Consider the following 16,741-nt stretch of genomic DNA (forward strand, 5'->3'; position numbering starts at 1 on the left):
CGCCCGTATTCCTCGAATACAAAACACGTATCGATAAACCCGCGTAGGTCAGCCCATGCCGGTTGCAAAACTATTTCGGTTGATCGCGGGTTAGTACGTTTACATGCTGATCGTGATGGTATGCCGGACCTTTTCTGGAGGTGAATTTTTTCATTAACAGCAAAATAATGGGTTTATGGTGAATTGATTTAGAACTTTTTTAGATGGAGGGGGAATGTCCAGCTGGATTACAGCATGGGTCGAATGCTCGCGACCCGGTAGAGCGAAGAACGTGATACAGGCTTGCCCTCCGAGAGCAATTGGCATCTAGCCCATCGCAGACGCCTATCGTGAAAGCCTTCGATTGGTTCACATACTTTTTCGAGCATTGCTGCACATAGAGGAAGCTTGCAGAGCTGCTTTTCGAAGCGAGAAAGAACATGAAGCTCCCGACCTATCCTGGTACGCGAAATGCGGACAGGCTTACCCGCAAGAGCATAAAGCGCGTCGGCACACTGACGGACTTCGCCGGCCAGTCTCGCATCGAGGGCAGCGAACATTTCGGTGCTATTTAGACGAGGCGTACGATGGGGGCTTGGGTTTGCAGTTGACTCCGAAAGCCACTGCTTATCGTGGCGATACAGCCACGCATACCCCCTGCATGCATGTGCTTTGTAGAATCGATAATCAGCCTCGAAAGCCGCGCGTCTTGCGCATAGCTCAATGTGAAATCGTGCCTCCCTCCAAGCATCTTGCCCGCCGGGTACATTTCGGATGTGACGATAGACATACGCTGATGAAACGCCTAGAACGGTGGCGATCTTTTTGGCATCAGCTCCTTCAAGAGCATGTTCCCACACAGCGGCTGACGAACAGTCCAGGCCTTCACCAGGCATCACCGGAGAAAGGCGCGCGTGAAGCCGAATGTGAGCTTTCGGATCACATGCCACCGCCTGTTTCACTGGGCATTGACCATGCAGCAAGCTCACCATTTCAACGCCCAGAGCACCGGCCAATAAAATGTATTTGAGCGGATGGTGAGAGGTTATAGGCGTACGAAGCAGCTTCGTGACCCATGAGGCGGGTGTACCTGCACGAACATCTCCGAGTATAGAAAATTCCCATTCTCGCGGGAGTGCGGCAAAAAAATCGGCCATGTGCTGCGCCAGCATATGCAGGTGCAGGCGATGGTTATCAGAAGCAAGGTTGAGCTGCGTTGCCCTGTGTAAAAGCATGAAGCGCACCGCCTCGGCCGACAAAGCAGTGACTTCAGACTCGAGGACCTGAAGTGAGCACAACGCTATTTCGTGAAGCGGTGGCATGCACCGCAACGGGGTGTCGAGAAGTACTGTGTGTGCTTGCACATTCTCATCACTGGGCAGATTGAGTTGTCGAGAGCTGCGGCTGGACCAGCGAGGATCAAGGATCCTGAGTGACGTGCCGTGATGCGGACATACAAGCACGCCTGGAAGCATGTGGACCCTGTGCCAGTAAGCGACTCCCCGTTGAGCCTGATCTTGGGCGATACATTCTGGGCATAACCGCACTCGGGAGGCGAATCCAATACGGCTCGCGTTGACGCCCAGCTTTAACATCAAGCCTTTACCATCAGCGGTCATCAGCGTCCGAGCGTGTTCAACCTGGCTCACCCTCAAAAACGGCGCGTAATAGGGTAGTAATGTGTGGCGCATCAGGACCTCGGCTACCGATAGCTCGGTACCGCTGGGTAGCGCGTCGACAAAATCCCCTAAGTGACTCGGGAATGCCACATTTTGCGAAAAAGCTGCCGCCGATTTCAGTCCGGCAAATGCTGCTTGGCAATTACGAACACCGCAAAGACGGGCATAACGAGAAATCACGCTGTGCAGCGTCTCGTCGGGAAACGCGGCGGGGAAGAAATGGAGTTTAACGTGCACTTCACCCCCCTCCTACTCACGCTTTGTGATACATCGGTGAGAACTCAAACAGGTCCTCGTTGAGCCAGCCCGCAGCGCGCAGAGCGTCGAGGGGAGAGTCATGTTCGCTAAGCGCTTTAGCCTCTGAGTTTTCCACAGCAGTAGCAATCGGCGATGGGTGATCTTTCGCAAAAATGGTCGGAGATGGGTCTGCCGGCTTCTCACGGGATACAACGCTTCGAAGCAAGGTGAGGCGATCCTCTCGTGCCAATCCATCGAAAACCATCATTTCGCTCAGCTGATCCTCAATCGGCAGCAAATCGTCAAACTGTCGCATTCGCTTCGGATCACGGCTACGCAGAGCTGAAAGGGCTGGCTTTAGAATCTGCATTTTTGAGTTGCTTACCTTCACCAGGATCTCGGCAGTCAAACACTCCGAGCCACTCTGGACCGCATAACGCTGACTCAATACCAGCAGCTTGACTAGGAAATCCGTGACGCCTTGAGTGTGCTCATACAGCGAGTCAAAAATCTCGTCGGTCAGCTCAGCCGTCTGCTTGCACCACTGATAGCTCCAGAGATTTTCGACTAACAACCGCCACTCCTCATCATCCTTTTCGAATCGTTTGAATTCGAGCGTACCGGCACCACAGACTCGGCGAGCAGTCCGCATGGCTTCTGAGAACAGGCTGATCGTCGAGTTCGTGCCACTGAAAACCACCGGGATACCGATGTTGTTTACCAAGTGCAGGAAAAAATTCAGCATGCTCTCTTTACCACCGGTTTTCGCCAGGTGGAGGTTTTGCAGCTCGTCGATCAACAAGGCGCCGATGAAAAACGTGCTGGCCACCTGCTCCATCTGTTGCAGCGCATCATTGATGTTTCGATGCCTGTAGCGCTTGTGGTAGTCCTTATCTCCTAGAGCGTCACCAACCGCATAAAAAAACTGCTGGCAAAACCCAGCCAGCGATCCATCCCGAGGGCAGTCAAGCTTCAGCCATGTGATTTGGGTATGAACAAACTGCTTTCCCTCATAGCGCTCATGACGGATTGTCTGTGGATAAAGGCTCAAGATGGCGTGGAGCGCCGTCGACTTGCCAATGCCGCTCAGGCCGACGACGGTAAACGTTTCTGCAGTGGACTTGAACGCATCGTGGTAACGCTGAGCTCCCGATAAAGAATGCAAATGCCGGACGGTAGCGGGCGACATCGGGTTACGCCCAACATACCCTCGACGAATGAGCAGTGAGAACAGGGCCTCCAGTTCCAGATGTAGCAAAAACGGCTGTACCACGGTTCTTAGCCGGTCGATACAGTGAATTCGAGTGGCTCCTTCGAGCGTCAGCTCTTTCGGATCCACCGGCTGAGGAAAATTCGAGATCAGCTCAACAGCCGCGGCCTCCGACAATATCGGAGGCAAAGCTTCGATAAGCGGGTTACCCGCATACTCACTAATGTCCTGTCTGACGTAATTGGCAAACGTCTGTGCACCTTTCATTTTGCCTGTCCTGGCCGAATTCTTTTGAGCAAATCGATAACCTGCGCAGTCCGCTCGCCGGCATATGAATCATGCGCTTTCGGTGTCAATTCAGATTGAAGTGAAGCTGGCTCCGCCCTAACGCCTTCAGGAACAACCGCATTTTCACGCTCACGGAGACGTTCTTCTGCGCGGTTCTCGCGGATGTTTCCAGTGGCCTCTGCCTTGGTGGGCGGAGCAGGTTCCAGTTTTCGTTCTGCGAGTGCATGACTGATGATCTGGTGGACCTGATCGCTAAGCTGCACACGGCTTTCCAGCTCGGCTCGCCGGCGAGTAGGCGGTTTTTGGCGATAGGCTTCGAGCAGATCAAAAATCTCGTCCGAGCGGTAATTCGCGTAACCGGCATCCGATCGTCGAAGATCACAACGGATAAACTGCTTGGCCTCTCCCTGAATCCAAATGTGTGCCGCCGAGTTCGGATCGAACCAACACTCTATTGACCAAACGCCCCCCTTGCGAGCCTTGGCAAACCAATCTTTTTCTATGGCCATATCACACACGTAGTGCATGCCGCGAAACATAACCCCACCCTTTTGAACGGTCGCGCGCTCGCGAGGCAAGAGATGGAGGTAAACCAGCTCGTCAGGACGTTTGTTGGATTCGATCAGGTCGTTGTCGCAGGCCCAATTCCATATCCCGTTGGGTGTAGGTTCAACGCCGTCATTCATCATCGCCTGCGTCAGTCGTTCAGGCTGTCGATGGTGCCCGTTATAGTGGAGTACGCACTTGATGAGGATTTGGGTGAACTCTTTGAGATTCAGCGTGGCATCGAGCCGGTAATCTCGCTCGCCGCGCTCTTTGTCCCGCGCAGCCACCCCGCCAGGTAGCCATCTGATACCCGTCAAATCATTCAAAATGCCAAACCGACTTTCTACCATAGGCTTCCAATCAGGCCGATAAGGTGGAGCAGTGCCCATCTCAATTCCCAATCCTGAGGATAACCCCTCTGCTGCGAGTGACAGCATCTCTCCCCGGTCGGCGTAAATCTGGTGGGGCAGGTGGTGACAATTCCAATCATCTGCATTGATTTCAACGCCGTTCTGAGCGCAGAACTCGACTTTGGAGGTAAACGCGTTGAACAGCGCTTGTCTCGCCCCATTCCAACTAGGGCCCTCCAATCCTACATAGAGACCAGCAATCATTCCGGAGAAACTATCCACTACGATATAAACGACGGGCCGACCAATGAGCATCCGTCTAGAGTAGCTGTTGACCAAATAAATATCGGCAATCGTTGCGTCGATTTCGAACTGATGACAGGGTCCACGCAGCCAATCGCGAACGGTACCTGAAAGCGGACGGCAATCCTTTAACCACCTTCTCAACCCTTTACGGCCACGCTCGGTTGCAATCTCGTCGAAAAAAATCTGTCCCCAATATTGGAACTGCCTCAAGCTGGGGAGTTCTGAACTAGGCAACAAACGAAGCTCTTCTTCACTGTTTTTGGAGATGTCTCGAACAGAGTAGAATCGTCTCAACATTTCGTCATATGCGCTCGAAATAGAAGATTTCTTATCTCTTACATAAAGAGCATATCCAACACGGATGCATCGTTTATCAACGGCACTGAGCATCTTGGAAGGCGAAGTAAGAACGCCTTGAAATTTAGGCTTTCGCCCTGGTGGCCTGCTCGGATCATATTTTCTATCGGCAATACCTACTGCCGTATAATTGTTAAGCAATGAGTTGCGAACTTGACCATAAGACCAATAGCGGTAAAGAAGCCGATAGATGGTTTTCCGCTGGATTCCGAGCTCTGACGCCCGTTTGCTAACAAGTCGGCCTAACTCACCTCGTACAAATATTTGTCCTGGGTATTCAGGATCTAGCAGAGGGGCGATGACGGCCCACTTTTCGTCCCGGCCTTGCTTGGCTCTCTCATCCAACTGTTCCTCAAGCACAAGCATAAACTCTGGCGTGGTAATGGCTGCTGGTTTGGTGTGACCAGACGCTATCGAGCGACGCAGCTCCTCCAGACCAACCGCGTACGGCTGTCGGGGTGGGTCAGCTAGATCTATCACAACTGCTAAGTCTTGCGTTTCATCGTGGTAAAGGAGCCTGGCTATCGTAGCGATGACCGACAGATCGGTTACAGGCTCGAAGACGTCATTAACGAGAACAGTCATGACATTTTCTCCTTCAACGATACTTGGACAGGGCTCGGGGAAACTTCGAAGTCAGGGACTAGACCAGTAAGGTGGAGAGGAGTGTTAACCAAATCTATTTTCAGTATTTTGTTCCAAACCAGATGGAAGAAAATTGCTTGAGCGTCTATGTAGGAAATGGAAAGAAGGGACGCTATTTTTCTTAGACAGGTGGCCAAGGTCCACGAATATTCCCGGGAGTTTGCTAGGCACTCGATAAAATTCGAATGCAACGGGGCTTTCATTAAATCACGAGAGAGCTTCGAGTATTTTCTGATAAGTCCAAGATTTTTGATCAAATCCCGTGTCACAAATTCGTCTGTGACGATTTTCCAATCAACACCTTGGCTTTCCCAAAAGCGCTTTTCAATCTCAAGTTTTTCAAGCGTTCTTTTACTGCCGCTGCCAACTAAATCGGAACGATACTTCACCGTCCTCGCTACCGATTTGAAGTTTCCGCTCGGGTCCTTAACAGTTAACAGGAAATCTGTTGTCATCACATAAGGCAGTGTTGTTCTAGGGTATCTTGGATAACGTACATCGATCGCCGACGCTATCGCCTGCGCACGCTCTGTGGGTAGTAACGGGTATTGCTCCCGGATATCCACGACGTCTTCAGAAAATTCACACACAAGAAAGTAAGAACGCTCGAGATCTGACAGGAGGTGATGAATCCTCTCGATCCTCACACCTTGGATCTTGTGCGAACGACCAATCGACGGGACATCTTGTACCCGCAGCCAAGGCACGTAGCTTGCCCCGGCGCCTTCGCCAAATCCATTTGCAATGTGCCGTTCAATGTCCTGCTGTGATGCAAATTTACGACCTCGCAACCCACGCCTCCTCAGTCGATGCGGACCGCTTCACCTCGCGTCGAGAAAAAGTCGTAAAAGGACACGACTGCCAAAGCGGCCGTATTCAAAACATTTTCCAGACTACACCCGGTAAAAGTTGAAGCGATGAATCCAGACCAAAGGAAAAGCCTGGACAGGAAAACCCCCGTAGATACGGGGGTTTGAGCCTTGTGTCAATCTATGTTCTTAAGTGTCAAACTTTATTGTTTTGTGTCAATCCTTATTGTTCAAAACCAGAAGCGTAGATCATCTGTGGATAACTTATTCCACGGTCACCGATTTCGCCAGGTTGCGCGGCTGATCAACGTCGGTGCCCTTGAGCACGGCAACGTAATACGACAGCAGTTGCAGTGGGATCGTATAAAGGATCGGTGAAAGAATGTCGTGAATGTGTGGCATCTGCACTACGTGTGTGCCTTCGCCATTGGTCATCGCGGCCTTGACGTCGGTAAACACAATCAGCTCACCGCCACGGGCGCGGACTTCCTGCAGGTTGGACTTGAGCTTTTCCAGCAGTTCGTTGTTTGGCGCGACGGTCACCACTGGCATGTCGTTATCCACAAGTGCCAGCGGGCCGTGTTTGAGCTCGCCGGCCGGGTAGGCTTCGGCATGGATGTAGGAGATTTCCTTGAGCTTCAAGGCACCTTCCATCGCGACCGGGAATTGCGCACCACGGCCGAGGAACAGGGTGTGGTTTTTCTCGGCGAACAGCTCGGCGATTTTTTCCACGGTGCTGTCCATCGCCAGCGCTTCGCCGAGACGGGTCGGCAGGCGACGCAGTTCTTCGACGAGTGTGGCTTCGACGCCGTTAGCCAGAGTGCCGCGCACCTGACCCAGCGACAGGGTCAGCAGCAACAGGCCGACCAGTTGCGTGGTGAAGGCTTTGGTCGAGGCCACGCCGATTTCGCGGCCGGCCTGGGTCAACAGGGTCAGATCGGATTCGCGCACCAGCGAGCTGATGCCGACGTTGCAGATCGCCAGGCTGGCGAGGAAGCCCAGCTCCTTGGCATTGCGCAGGGCCGCGAGGGTGTCAGCGGTTTCGCCGGACTGCGAGATGGTCACGAACAGCGTGTCCGGCTGCACCACCACTTTGCGATAACGGAATTCGCTGGCGACTTCGACCTGGCACGGAATACCGGCCAGTTCTTCGAGCCAGTAACGCGCGACCATACCGGCGTGATAGCTCGTGCCGCAGGCGACGATCTGCACATTGCGCACTTTGGCGAACAGCTCGGCGGCTTGCGGACCGAAGGCCTCGACCAGCACTTGATTGTTGCCCAGGCGACCTTCGAGGGTGCGTTGGACCACGGCGGGTTGTTCGTGGATTTCCTTGAGCATGTAGTGGCGGAACTCGCCCTTGTCGGCGGCTTCGGCACCGTCGGTGTACTGCACGGTCTGGCGCTCGACAGCGTTGCCGTTTACGTCCCAGATCTGCACGCTGTCGCGACGGATTTCAGCGATATCGCCTTCTTCCAGATACATGAAGCGGTCAGTGACCTGACGCAGAGCCAACTGGTCGGAAGCGAGGAAATTCTCGCCCAGGCCCAGGCCGATCACCAATGGACTGCCACTGCGCGCGGCGACCAGACGATCCGGTTGCTGTGCGTTGATCACTGCCAGACCGTAGGCGCCATGCAGCTCCTTGACGGTCGCTTTGAGCGCGGCAGTCAGGTCCGGTTGTTCCTTGAGCTTGTGGGTCAGCAGGTGGGCGATGACTTCGGTGTCGGTGTCCGAGCTGAACGCATAGCCCAGCGCTTTCAGCTGTTCGCGCAGGGCTTCGTGGTTCTCGATGATGCCGTTGTGCACCACCGCAATGTCACCGGAAAAATGCGGGTGGGCATTGCGCTCGCACGGCGCGCCATGGGTAGCCCAACGGGTGTGGGCGATACCGAGACGGCCGGCCAGCGGCTGTTCGGCCAGTGCGGTTTCCAGCTCGCTGACCTTGCCCGGACGACGCATGCGTTCCAGGGTCCGGTCGTTGGTGTAAACCGCCACACCGGCGCTGTCATAGCCGCGGTATTCGAGGCGCTTCAGGCCTTCGAGAAGGATGGCGGTGATATTACGTTCAGCTACTGCGCCGACAATGCCACACATGGTTATTTCTCCTGACTGACAGCCGCACAGATCAAAGTGATCCCGCGGGCCTGAAGCTGATCGCGTGCCTCGACGGGCAGGCGATCATCGGTAATGAGGGTATGGATGCTGCTCCAGGGCAGCTCCAGGTTGGGAATCTTGCGACCGATCTTGTCGGCCTCGACCATGACGATCACTTCTCGCGCAACGTCGGCCATCACCCGGCTGAGGCCGAGCAGTTCGTTGAAGGTGGTGGTACCGCGCACCAGATCGATACCGTCGGCGCCGATGAACAGTTGGTCGAAGTCGTAGGAGCGTAGTACTTGCTCGGCGACCTGGCCCTGAAAGGATTCCGAGTGCGGATCCCAAGTACCGCCGGTCATCAGCAGCACTGGCTCGTGTTCCAGTTCGCTCAAGGCATTGGCGACATGCAGCGAGTTGGTCATCACCACCAGGCCCGGTTGCTGGCCCAGTTCGGGAATCATCGCGGCGGTGGTGCTGCCGCTGTCGATGATGATGCGCGCGTGCTCGCGGATGCGTTTGACCGCCGCGCGGGCGATCGCCTGCTTGTACTTGGAAATACTCTGCGCCGTTTCTGCGACCAGTTCTTGCGGCATGGTGATGGCACCGCCGTAACGACGCAGCAAAAGACCATGGGTTTCCAGCGCAGCAAGATCCTTGCGAATCGTAACTTCGGAAGTTTCGAAACGCTTGGCCAGCTCATCCACACTGACTTCGCCCTGCTCGTTGAGCAAGGCGAGGATGTTATGACGGCGCTGAGGAGTGTTGCGTTTGGACATGGCGGCTTAAGTTTCGATTCGAAAGATAACGCAAGCAATGAAACTCTATCGAAAGGTTGCCGTCAAGACGCGGGGAGAAAAATTCAGAAAGATTGAAATGACTGTGGGAGCGAGCCCCCTCGCGAAAGGGCAGTCTCAGCCACTGAAGACGTGACTGACAAACCGCATTCGTGAGCAGGCTCGCTCCCACAGAAGGTTGTGGATAAATCAAGATTTCTTGATTTTTTCCGGGCGCTTCCAGCCGTCAATGTTCTTCTGACGGGCTCGGCCAACCGCCAGCTGAGCGTTATCCACATTCTGCGTGATGGTCGAGCCGGCAGCGGTAGTTGCACCGTTGGAGATATCCACAGGCGCGACCAGCGAGTTATTGGAACCGATGAATACATCAGCGCCCAAAACGGTTTTCCACTTGTTGGCGCCATCGAAGTTGCAGGTGATGGTGCCGGCGCCGATGTTGGTGCGCGCGCCGATCTCGGCATCGCCCAGGTAGGTCAGGTGGCCAGCCTTGGCACCTTCGCCCATGTGGGCGTTTTTGAGCTCAACGAAGTTACCCACATGGGCGCGCGCTTCGAGCACAGTGCCCGGGCGCAAACGCGCGAAGGGACCGGCGTCGCTGCCTTCACCGAGAATGGCCCCTTCGATATGACTGTTGGCCTTGATCACCACGCCTTTGCGCAGGGTGCTGTCCTTGATCACGCAGTTCGGGCCGATCTCTACGTCGTCTTCGATAATCACCTTGCCTTCGAGGATCACGTTGATGTCGATCAGCACATCGCGGCCCACGCTGACTTCGCCACGCACATCGAAACGCGCCGGGTCACGCAGGGTCACGCCTTGAGCCATCAGGCGACGGCCGGCGCGCAACTGGTAATGACGCTCCAGTTCAGAGAGCTGCTTGCGATCATTGGCGCCCTGCACTTCCATCGGGTCGTGCGGTTGTTCGGTAGCCACGACCAAACCATCGCTGACCGCCATTTCGATCACGTCGGTGAGGTAGTACTCGCCCTGCGCATTGTTGTTCGACAGGCGACTCATCCAGTCCGCCAGACGATCGGCCGGCACAGCGAGGATGCCGGTGTTGCCTTCGGTGATCGCACGTTGCGCTTCGCTGGCGTCTTTGTGCTCGACGATTGCCGCGACCTTGCCGTCAGCATCACGCACGATGCGGCCGTAACCGGTCGGGTCATCCAGCTCGACAGTGAGCAAACCCATCTGGCCCGGCACGACATGCTTGAGCAGACGTTGCAGGGTTTCCACTTCAATCAGCGGCACATCGCCGTAAAGAATCAGCACAGTGTCGGCATCAATGAACGGCACCGCTTGGGCGGTGGCATGGCCAGTGCCCAGTTGCTTGTCCTGCAACACGAAATTCAGATCATCAGCTGCCAGACGCTCACGCACCACATCGGCACCGTGACCGATCACCACCTGAATGCGTTGTGGATCAAGTTGCCGAGCGCTGTGGATAACATGGCCGAGCATGGAGTTGCCGGCAATCGGGTGCAGCACCTTGGGCAGCGCAGAGCGCATGCGAGTGCCTTGACCGGCCGCGAGGATAACGATTTCGAGAGACATGACTGGCTACCAATCCTGGGTGGTCAGCAACTGCGACCGGTTTGTGGGAATTCGGAAAAGAAAAAAGGGTAGCCGAGGCTACCCTTTTTTATCAATCGCACAATAAGCGGCTGACGGATTAACCGCCAAACTTCTTGCGGATCTGCTGGACGGTGCGCAGCTGGGCTGCAGCCTCGGCCAGACGTGTGGCAGCGGCGCCGTAATCGAAGTCCGCGCCTTTTTCGTTCAGGGCATTCTCGGCAGCCTTGAGAGCTGCCTGAGCCTGAGCTTCATCCAGGTCGGCAGCACGTTGCACGGTATCGGCAAGTACCTTGACCATGTTCGGCTGAACCTCGAGGAAACCACCGGAGATGTAGAACACCTCGGCTTCCCCGCCTTGCTTGATCAGGCGGATCGGACCCGGCTTGAGATTAGTGATCAGCGGCGCGTGACCCAGAGCGATACCAAGATCACCCAGTGCACCGTGCGCAATCACCATCTCGACCAGGCCGGAAAAGATTTCCCCTTCCGCGCTGACGATATCGCAATGGACTGTCATAGCCATCTGATTGCCTCAACCTAAATTAGCGCCCGTTGCCGGGCGCCGGGATTACAGTTTCTTGGCTTTCTCGATCGCTTCTTCGATGCCGCCAACCATGTAGAACGCTTGTTCTGGCAGGTGGTCGTAGTCACCGTTGAGGATGCCTTTGAAGCCAGCAATGGTGTCTTTCAGGGAAACGTATTTACCCGAAGCACCGGTGAAGACTTCAGCCACGAAGAACGGCTGCGACAAGAAGCGCTGGATCTTACGAGCACGGTTAACCAACTGTTTGTCGGCTTCCGACAGCTCGTCCATACCCAGGATCGCGATGATGTCTTTCAGCTCTTTGTAACGCTGCAGAACGTACTGAACGCCGCGAGCGGTGTCGTAGTGGTCCTGGCCGATCACGTTCGGGTCCAGCTGGCGCGAAGTCGAATCCAGTGGATCTACCGCCGGGTAGATACCCAGGGAAGCGATGTCACGGGACAGAACGACGGTGGCGTCCAAGTGGGCGAAGGTGGTCGCTGGCGACGGGTCGGTCAAGTCGTCCGCAGGTACGTATACCGCCTGGATCGAGGTGATCGAACCTTCCTTGGTCGAAGTGATACGTTCCTGCAGAACGCCCATCTCTTCAGCCAGGGTCGGCTGGTAACCTACTGCCGAAGGCATACGGCCCAGCAGTGCGGATACTTCAGTACCGGCCAGGGTGTAACGATAGATGTTGTCGACGAACAGCAGAACGTCGTTACCTTCGTCACGGAACTTCTCGGCCATGGTCAGGCCGGTCAGTGCTACGCGCAGACGGTTTCCCGGCGGCTCGTTCATCTGACCGTAAACCAGTGCCACTTTGTCCAGAACGTTGGAGTCCTTCATCTCGTGGTAGAAGTCGTTACCCTCACGAGTACGCTCACCCACGCCGGCGAACACGGAATAACCGCTGTGCTCGATGGCGATGTTACGGATCAGTTCCATCATGTTTACGGTTTTGCCTACACCGGCACCACCGAACAGACCGACTTTACCGCCCTTGGCGAACGGGCAGACCAGGTCGATAACCTTGATGCCGGTTTCCAGCAGGTCGTTGCCGCCTGCTTGCTCGGCGAACGAAGGTGCTGCGCGGTGAATGCCCCAGCGCTCTTCGGTGTCGATCGGGCCAGCTTCGTCGATCGGGTTACCGAGGACGTCCATGATCCGGCCCAGGGTCGCTTTACCGACCGGTACGGAGATGGCTGCGCCAGAGTCGGTGACTTCCAGACCGCGCTTCAAGCCCTCGGTGGAACCCATCGCAATGGTACGCACCACGCCGTCGCCCAGCTGCTGCTGAACTTCCAGGGTGGTTGCGGCCGCGCTTTGTACAGTCAGCGCGTTGTAGATGCTCGGTACGCTGTCGCGTGGAAATTCCACGTCGATAACGGCGCCGATGATTTGAACGATACGTCCGCTACTCATAGCTGGATCCTCTGAATATTTGAACCGTTAAACCGCGGCAGCGCCGCCGACGATTTCCGAGATCTCTTGGGTGATCGCAGCCTGACGCGCCTTGTTGTAGATCAGCTGCAAATCGCTGATCAAATCACCGGCGTTGTCGGTAGCGTTCTTCATCGCGATCATCCGCGCAGCCTGTTCAGCCGCGTTGTTCTCGACCACCGCCTGGTAGACCTGCGACTCGACGTAACGGACCATCAAGCCGTCAAGCAGCTCTTTGGCGTCCGGTTCGTAGAGATAGTCCCAGTGGTGCTTGAGATCCTGATCCGGGGTTGCCACCAGTGGAATCAACTGCTCCACGGTAGGCTGTTGCGTCATGGTGTTGATGAACTTGTTGGACACCACGGACAGGCGGTCGATACGGCCGTCCAGGTAGGCATCCAGCATCACCTTGACGCTGCCGATCAGGTCATTGATCGACGGCTCTTCACCCAGGTGGCTGATAGCTGCAACGACGTTACCGCCGAAGTTGCGGAAAAAGGCCGCACCCTTGCTACCGACTACACACAGATCAATCTCGACGCCGTTTTCGCGGTTTACCGCCATGTCCTTGACCAGGGCCTTGAACAGGTTGGTGTTCAAGCCGCCGCACAGACCACGGTCACTGCTCACGACGACATAACCGACGCGCTTGATTTCGCGGTCGATCATGAACGGGTGGCGGTATTCCGGGTTGGCGTTGGCCAGATGCCCAATTACCTGGCGGATACGCTCCGCATAAGGACGGCTAGCAGCCATGCGCATTTGTGCCTTGCGCATTTTGCTGACCGCCACTTTTTCCATGGCGCTGGTAATCTTTTGCGTGCTTTTGATGCTCGCAATCTTACTGCGAATCTCTTTTGCGCCTGCCATGTAACACCTATCAGGTTAGCAAGCGGGAGCCTCGCGGCTCCCGCTGCGGCTTACCAGGTTTGGGTGGCCTTGAACTTCTCGATACCGGCTTTCATGCCAGCGTCGATTTCGTCATTGAAGTCACCTTTAACGTTGATCTTGGCCATCAAATCGGCGTGATCGCGGTTGAAGAAAGCAATCAGCGCTTGTTCGAAGCTGCCGACCTTGGCGATTTCAATGTCAGTCAGGAACCCACGCTCAGCGGCATACAGCGACAGCGCCATGTCAGCGATCGACATTGGTGCGTATTGCTTCTGCTTCATCAGCTCGGTAACGCGCTGACCATGCTCAAGTTGCTTGCGGGTCGCTTCGTCCAGGTCAGAAGCGAACTGGGCGAATGCCGCCAGTTCACGGTACTGAGCCAGAGCGGTACGGATACCACCGGAGAGCTTCTTGATGATCTTGGTCTGAGCGGCACCACCCACACGGGATACCGAAACACCGGCGTTCACTGCAGGGCGGATGCCCGAGTTGAACATGGCCGATTCCAGGAAGATCTGACCGTCGGTGATGGAAATCACGTTGGTCGGAACGAACGCGGAAACGTCGCCAGCCTGGGTTTCGATGATCGGCAGTGCAGTCAAGGAACCGGTTTTGCCCGTCACTGCGCCGTTGGTGAACTTCTCTACGTATTCTTCCGAAACGCGGGATGCGCGCTCCAGCAGACGGGAGTGGAGATAGAACACGTCGCCTGGGTAAGCTTCACGGCCTGGTGGACGGCGCAGCAGCAGGGAAATCTGGCGGTAAGCCACTGCCTGCTTGGACAGATCGTCATAAACGATCAGCGCGTCTTCACCGCGGTCGCGGAAGAATTCACCCATGGTGCAACCGGAGTACGGTGCCAGGAATTGCAGCGCAGGAGATTCCGAAGCACTGGCAGCCACGATGATCGTGTTGGCCAGGGCGCCGTTTTCTTCCAGCTTGCGAACCACGTTGGCGATGGTCGATTGCTTCTGACCGATGGCTACGTAGACGCAGAAAATGCCGCTGTCTTTCTGGTTGATGATCGCGTCGATCGCCAGAGCGGTTTTACCGATCTGACGGTCACCGATGATCAGCTCACGCTGGCCACGGCCGACAGGGATCATGGCATCGACAGCCTTGTAGCCAGTCTGTACAGGCTGGTCTACCGACTTACGCCAGATCACGCCTGGAGCAACTTTCTCGACCGCGTCGGTCTCGGTGTTGCCCAGTGGACCTTTGCCGTCAACAGGGTTACCCAGAGCATCGACTACGCGGCCCAGCAATTCCTTACCAACAGGAACTTCGAGGATGCGGCCGGTGCACTTGGCGCTCATGCCTTCAGCCAGCGACTGGTAGGAGCCCAATACCACGGCACCTACGGAGTCCTGCTCCAGGTTGAGAGCCATACCGTAGACGCCGCCCGGAAACTCGATCATCTCGCCGTACATGACGTCGGCCAGACCGTGAATCCGCACGATGCCGTCAGATACGCTGACGACAGTGCCTTCGTTACGGGCTTGGGAGGTCACATCGAGCTTGTCGATGCGGCCCTTGATAATTTCACTTATTTCGGAAGGATTGAGTTGCTGCATTGCTCTGCTGCCCCTTCAAACTCAAGATTTCAATGCTTCGGCAAGTTTCGCGATTTTGCCGCGAATCGAGCCATCGATAACCAGGTCGCCGGCGCGGATCACGACACCACCAATCAAGGCAGCGTCCTCCGCAACTTGCAGGCGCACTTCCCGGTTGAGTCGTGCACTGAGAACCTTGGCGAGTTTGTCTTGCTGTTCTTGGTTCAATGCAAATGCACTGGTCACTTCAACGTCTACCGATTTCTCTTGTTCGGCCTTGTACAGGTCGAACAGAGCGGCGATCTCCGGCAGAAGCAGGAGACGGTCGTTCTCGGCAACGACGTTGATGAAATTGCGTGCCTTTTCATCAAACTTGTCGCCGCACACGTCAATGAACGTGGCGGCCTTTTCTGCGCTCGTCAGTCGCGGGGCCTTGAGCACGCGCTGCAGGGTGTCGTCTTGCGACACCGCTGCTGCCAGGCCGAGCATGGCTGACCAATTGGCCAGTTGCTGGTGGGCCTGAGCGTGCTCGAAGGCCGCCTTAGCGTAAGGTCGGGCCAACGTGGTCAGTTCTGCCATGATCGCCCTCGCTTAGATTTCAGCAGCCAGTTGGTTAACCAGCTCTGCGTGCGCGTTTTGATCGATTGTGGCACCCAGGATCTTCTCGGCGCCGCCAACAGCCAGCAAGCCCACTTGGGCACGCAGCTTGTCTTTGACGCTGTTCAGTTCCTGTTCGATCTCGGCTTGAGCCTGAACCTTCACACGGTCAGCGTCGATACGGGCTTTTTCAACAGCCTCTTCGACGATCTGGTTACCGCGTTTCTTGGCTTGCTCGATGATTTCAGCTGCCTGAGCTTTCGCTTCGCGCAGTTGCTGACCCGCTTTCTCTTGGGCCAACTCCAGGTCGCGAGCTGCACGGCTGGCAGCGTCCAGACCATCAGCGATCTTCTTTTGACGTTCGTGCAGAGCAGCGATGACCGGAGGCCATACATACTTCATGCAGAACAATACAAAAATCAGGAACGCAACGGACTGGCCAATCAGGGTCGCATTAATGTTCACGCCAACACCTCGCAGTTACGTTGTCCATCACACCAAATTACTCGGAAGATCCGAGTAATCAGCCAGCGATCTGACCAACGAACGGGTTCGCAAAGGTGAAGAACAGAGCGATACCAACACCGATCATGGTTACGGCGTCGAGCAGACCGGCAACGATGAACATTTTCACTTGCAGCATTGGAACCATTTCTGGCTGACGCGCTGCGCCTTCCAGGAACTTGCCGCCCAGCAGGCCGAAACCAATTGCGGTACCCAGTGCGCCCAGGCCGATCAACAGTGCAACAGCGATAGCGGTTAGACCAACTACAGTTTCCATCTTTCCTCCCGACTTTTACGTCGTATGGTTTAGGTTTTTTAGATTAAAGCGGTAAAACAAATCGTTTCAGCTGCC

The 16,741-nt window shown here is 55.7% G+C and carries 14 protein-coding genes; all 14 read right to left on the reverse strand.

The window, feature by feature from the left end; genetic code table 11:
* Positions 1–227 precede the first annotated feature (227 nt).
* The gene (locus AAEZ10_RS06790) at positions 228–1,895 is read right to left on the reverse strand and encodes a TnsD family Tn7-like transposition protein (protein ID WP_058402488.1); all 1,668 of its coding nucleotides are present in this window, start codon (positions 1,893–1,895) and stop codon (positions 228–230) included.
* 16 nt (positions 1,896–1,911) lie between these two features.
* The gene (locus AAEZ10_RS06795) at positions 1,912–3,372 is read right to left on the reverse strand and encodes an ATP-binding protein (RefSeq protein WP_083182132.1); all 1,461 of its coding nucleotides are present in this window, start codon (positions 3,370–3,372) and stop codon (positions 1,912–1,914) included.
* Complete coding sequence (locus tag AAEZ10_RS06800; RefSeq protein WP_350568521.1) at positions 3,369–5,537, reverse strand: TnsB C-terminal domain-containing protein; 2,169 nt, start codon at positions 5,535–5,537, stop codon at positions 3,369–3,371. Before AAEZ10_RS06800 ends, AAEZ10_RS06795 begins: the two co-directional genes overlap by 4 nt.
* Positions 5,534–6,388 (reverse strand): TnsA endonuclease N-terminal domain-containing protein, encoded by an 855-nt coding sequence (locus tag AAEZ10_RS06805; RefSeq protein WP_039593186.1) that lies wholly within the window; start codon positions 6,386–6,388, stop codon positions 5,534–5,536. The genes AAEZ10_RS06800 and AAEZ10_RS06805 overlap by 4 nt, the downstream gene beginning before the upstream one ends.
* Before the next feature lie 282 nt (positions 6,389–6,670).
* Entirely contained in the window at positions 6,671–8,503 is a 1,833-nt protein-coding gene (glmS, locus tag AAEZ10_RS06810) for a glutamine--fructose-6-phosphate transaminase (isomerizing) (RefSeq protein ID WP_350568523.1), read from the reverse strand.
* Between the two features lie 2 nt (positions 8,504–8,505).
* The gene (locus tag AAEZ10_RS06815) at positions 8,506–9,282 is read right to left on the reverse strand and encodes a DeoR/GlpR family DNA-binding transcription regulator (protein WP_041476528.1); all 777 of its coding nucleotides are present in this window, start codon (positions 9,280–9,282) and stop codon (positions 8,506–8,508) included.
* Between the two features lie 207 nt (positions 9,283–9,489).
* The gene (glmU, locus tag AAEZ10_RS06820) at positions 9,490–10,857 is read right to left on the reverse strand and encodes a bifunctional UDP-N-acetylglucosamine diphosphorylase/glucosamine-1-phosphate N-acetyltransferase GlmU (RefSeq protein ID WP_350568526.1); all 1,368 of its coding nucleotides are present in this window, start codon (positions 10,855–10,857) and stop codon (positions 9,490–9,492) included.
* 118 nt (positions 10,858–10,975) lie between these two features.
* Positions 10,976–11,401, reverse strand: a complete 426-nt coding sequence (locus AAEZ10_RS06825) for a F0F1 ATP synthase subunit epsilon (RefSeq protein WP_016772407.1) — start codon at positions 11,399–11,401, stop codon at positions 10,976–10,978.
* Positions 11,402–11,446: 45 nt separating this feature from the next.
* Entirely contained in the window at positions 11,447–12,826 is a 1,380-nt protein-coding gene (atpD, locus tag AAEZ10_RS06830) for a F0F1 ATP synthase subunit beta (RefSeq protein ID WP_016772406.1), read from the reverse strand.
* A 27-nt stretch (positions 12,827–12,853) separates the two neighbouring features.
* Positions 12,854–13,714 (reverse strand): F0F1 ATP synthase subunit gamma, encoded by an 861-nt coding sequence (gene atpG / locus AAEZ10_RS06835; protein WP_007911960.1) that lies wholly within the window; start codon positions 13,712–13,714, stop codon positions 12,854–12,856.
* Positions 13,715–13,764: 50 nt separating this feature from the next.
* Positions 13,765–15,309 (reverse strand): F0F1 ATP synthase subunit alpha, encoded by a 1,545-nt coding sequence (gene atpA / locus AAEZ10_RS06840; protein WP_016772405.1) that lies wholly within the window; start codon positions 15,307–15,309, stop codon positions 13,765–13,767.
* Between the two features lie 21 nt (positions 15,310–15,330).
* Positions 15,331–15,867, reverse strand: coding sequence for a F0F1 ATP synthase subunit delta (locus AAEZ10_RS06845; protein ID WP_016772404.1), 537 nt, complete (start codon positions 15,865–15,867; stop codon positions 15,331–15,333).
* Between the two features lie 12 nt (positions 15,868–15,879).
* Positions 15,880–16,350, reverse strand: a complete 471-nt coding sequence (locus AAEZ10_RS06850) for a F0F1 ATP synthase subunit B (protein ID WP_016772403.1) — start codon at positions 16,348–16,350, stop codon at positions 15,880–15,882.
* A gap of 58 nt (positions 16,351–16,408) precedes the next feature.
* On the reverse strand, positions 16,409–16,666 hold the full coding sequence (gene atpE / locus AAEZ10_RS06855) for a F0F1 ATP synthase subunit C (RefSeq protein ID WP_003097235.1): 258 nt from the start codon (positions 16,664–16,666) through the stop codon (positions 16,409–16,411).
* Positions 16,667–16,741 lie beyond the last annotated feature (75 nt).

Origin of the sequence: Pseudomonas sp. H26/SER47-MNA-CIBAN-0231 (assembly GCF_040310465.1) — a bacterium.
GTDB lineage: Bacteria > Pseudomonadota > Gammaproteobacteria > Pseudomonadales > Pseudomonadaceae > Aquipseudomonas > Aquipseudomonas atacamensis.

What these genes read in the sequence shown, in the direction of transcription:
- AAEZ10_RS06815 (WP_041476528.1), bottom strand. Translation starts at nt 9,282, where the DNA reads ATGTCCAAACGCAACACTCCTCAGCGCCGTCATAACATCCTCGCCTTG.
- AAEZ10_RS06795 (WP_083182132.1), bottom strand. Translation starts at nt 3,372, where the DNA reads ATGAAAGGTGCACAGACGTTTGCCAATTACGTCAGACAGGACATTAGT.
- AAEZ10_RS06800 (WP_350568521.1), bottom strand. Translation starts at nt 5,537, where the DNA reads ATGACTGTTCTCGTTAATGACGTCTTCGAGCCTGTAACCGATCTGTCG.
- atpD (WP_016772406.1), bottom strand. Translation starts at nt 12,826, where the DNA reads ATGAGTAGCGGACGTATCGTTCAAATCATCGGCGCCGTTATCGACGTG.
- atpE (WP_003097235.1), bottom strand. Translation starts at nt 16,666, where the DNA reads ATGGAAACTGTAGTTGGTCTAACCGCTATCGCTGTTGCACTGTTGATC.
- AAEZ10_RS06825 (WP_016772407.1), bottom strand. Translation starts at nt 11,401, where the DNA reads ATGGCTATGACAGTCCATTGCGATATCGTCAGCGCGGAAGGGGAAATC.
- atpA (WP_016772405.1), bottom strand. Translation starts at nt 15,309, where the DNA reads ATGCAGCAACTCAATCCTTCCGAAATAAGTGAAATTATCAAGGGCCGC.
- glmS (WP_350568523.1), bottom strand. Translation starts at nt 8,503, where the DNA reads ATGTGTGGCATTGTCGGCGCAGTAGCTGAACGTAATATCACCGCCATC.
- AAEZ10_RS06845 (WP_016772404.1), bottom strand. Translation starts at nt 15,867, where the DNA reads ATGGCAGAACTGACCACGTTGGCCCGACCTTACGCTAAGGCGGCCTTC.
- atpG (WP_007911960.1), bottom strand. Translation starts at nt 13,714, where the DNA reads ATGGCAGGCGCAAAAGAGATTCGCAGTAAGATTGCGAGCATCAAAAGC.
- glmU (WP_350568526.1), bottom strand. Translation starts at nt 10,857, where the DNA reads ATGTCTCTCGAAATCGTTATCCTCGCGGCCGGTCAAGGCACTCGCATG.